The organism is Nocardia sp. NPDC024068, assembly GCF_040638875.1.
Lineage (GTDB): Bacteria > Actinomycetota > Actinomycetes > Mycobacteriales > Mycobacteriaceae > Nocardia.
This window is the reverse complement of the sequence record NZ_JBEZYU010000126.1, coordinates 1-1,819: the sequence shown is the minus strand read 5'-3', so window position 1 is coordinate 1,819 and position 1,819 is coordinate 1. Positions and strand designations below refer to the sequence as shown.

The 1,819-nt window shown below is 66.6% G+C and carries 2 protein-coding genes; one reads left to right on the top strand and one right to left on the bottom strand.

Annotation, left to right across the window (positions count from 1 at the left end; translation table 11 throughout):
- Positions 1-108: 108 nt before the first annotated feature.
- Positions 109-540 (bottom strand): globin, encoded by a 432-nt coding sequence (locus tag AB0F41_RS31560; protein ID WP_357430258.1) that lies wholly within the window; start codon positions 538-540, stop codon positions 109-111.
- A 251-nt stretch (positions 541-791) separates the two neighbouring features.
- Between AB0F41_RS31560 and AB0F41_RS31555 the strand changes: the two genes are divergently transcribed.
- Positions 792-1,514 carry an HNH endonuclease gene (locus AB0F41_RS31555; protein ID WP_357430256.1) on the top strand — a complete coding sequence of 241 codons (723 nt, stop codon included), beginning with the start codon at positions 792-794 and terminating at the stop codon, positions 1,512-1,514.
- Positions 1,515-1,819 lie beyond the last annotated feature (305 nt).

The following is a 1,819-nucleotide window of genomic DNA, read 5'->3' as shown; positions in this document are numbered from 1 at the left end:
GTCAGCCCTCGAAGCGATGTGGCGAAGCCACGAGTCTCGAGGGCTGACAGCAGACGCTCAGGGGGCCGAACCCCGCGCGCGCCAGCGCGCCAATAAACACAGCACCTTCTACCAAGCGGTGTTCATAAGAGAGTTGGCAGCCATCTCCAGGTAGTCCAGCAGCTGGCGGCGGTGGTCGTCGTCGAGCGTCTCGGGTTCGATCTCCGCGACCGCGATGCGCATACACCGCAACCACGCGTCCCGCTGCACGGGTCCGATCTCGAACGGCATATGCCGCATCCGCAGCCGCGGATGGCCGCGTTCGTCGGAATAGGTGCGGGGTCCGCCCCAGTACTGCTCGAGGAACATCCGCAACCGGCGCTCGGCCGGTCCCAGATCCTCCTCCGGATACAGGGGCCGCAGGATCTCGTCGGCGGCGACCTCGCGGTAGAACACCGCCACCAGCCGGTGGAACGTCTCGTCGCCGCCGACCGCCGCGTAGAAGGAGTTCGCCGCCTGTTCGCTCGCCGGAGAGCCGGAAGCCGGGTTACCCGAAGTCATGAAACCTCTCGTTTTCCGTGGGTGCGCCGTCCATTGTGCCCGTCACGCCGGACGTCCGCAGATTCCCCCACGCCGACCGGTATGCGACCGCGCCGCGCCGCACCGGCCGGTGGCCCCCGGGCGTCGCTTCAGCGACCGTTAACCAGCCATTGTGCAAAATAACCGTGCACTGCGGAACTTTCCGTGGTCAACTGGTTTCTGTCTCCTGGCGAGATACCACATGATCTTGAAACGCAGAATTTGGGGTCGACATGAAGCAGCGGACCGGCGCCCGATCAACGGAGGCCTTACGCCACCGACAACTGAAGCCCGCCGACGTCCACGCTCGTGGGTCGGGGGCTCCTCCGTTGCAATTGCTGTCCGATCACGCGGTCAACAGGCACACCGCCGATACCGCATCCGCTACCGATTCCACATTCTCTCCGAGCGATTCCGCTCCGATCCCCCCGCAGTTGAACTGGCTCAAACGCCGTGTCCTGCTGCTCAACGCCACCTACGAACCTCTCACCGCGCTGACCGCCCGCCGCGCGATCGTCCTGCTGGTCTGCGACAAGGCCGACGCGGTCCACCACGACCCCACCGGCCCGGTCCTGCACTCCGCCGGCTCCGCGGTCGCGATTCCCTCCGTCATCCGGCTGCGCACCTATGTGCGCGTCCCCTACCGCGCCCGCGTCCCGATGACCCGCGCCGCCCTCATGCAACGCGACCGCTACCGGTGCGGCTACTGCGGCGGAAAAGCCGAAACCATCGACCACGTCATCCCCCGCAGCCGCGGCGGCGAACACAGCTGGGAAAACTGCGTCGCCAGCTGCGCACCCTGCAACCACCGCAAAGCCGACAAACTGCTGGCCGAACTGGGCTGGACCCTGCGGGCACCCCTGGTCTCCCCGAAAGGCCCGCACTGGCGGCTACTGTCCACGGTCAACGACCTGGACCCGGTCTGGCTCCAATACCTCGGCGAAGGCGCCGCTTGAGTTTTGGATCGACCCTTTCGCGAAGGGTCGGGGAGGTGGGTTGAGGCGGCCCCACCGCGAAGGAACGGTTCGGAGCGACCACTCTGCCGAGGGTTGGGGAGGTGGGTTGAAGCGACCCCACCGCGAAGGAACGGTTCGGAGCGACCACTCTGCCGAGGGTTGGGGAGGTGGGTTGAAGCGACCACTCCGCGAAGAGGGGGTTCGGATCGGCCCCTCCGCCAAGGGTCGGGCTGTAATTTTGGAGCGGCTCCGCCGCTCGAGGGTGGGGCCCTATTAACCCGGTTCTTCACTCCCGCCGGTCAGTC

Coding starts and splice junctions, on each gene's coding strand:
- AB0F41_RS31560 (WP_357430258.1), bottom strand. CDS start 540: ATGACTTCGGGTAACCCGGCTTCCGGCTCTCCGGCGAGCGAACAGGCG.
- AB0F41_RS31555 (WP_357430256.1), top strand. CDS start 792: ATGAAGCAGCGGACCGGCGCCCGATCAACGGAGGCCTTACGCCACCGA.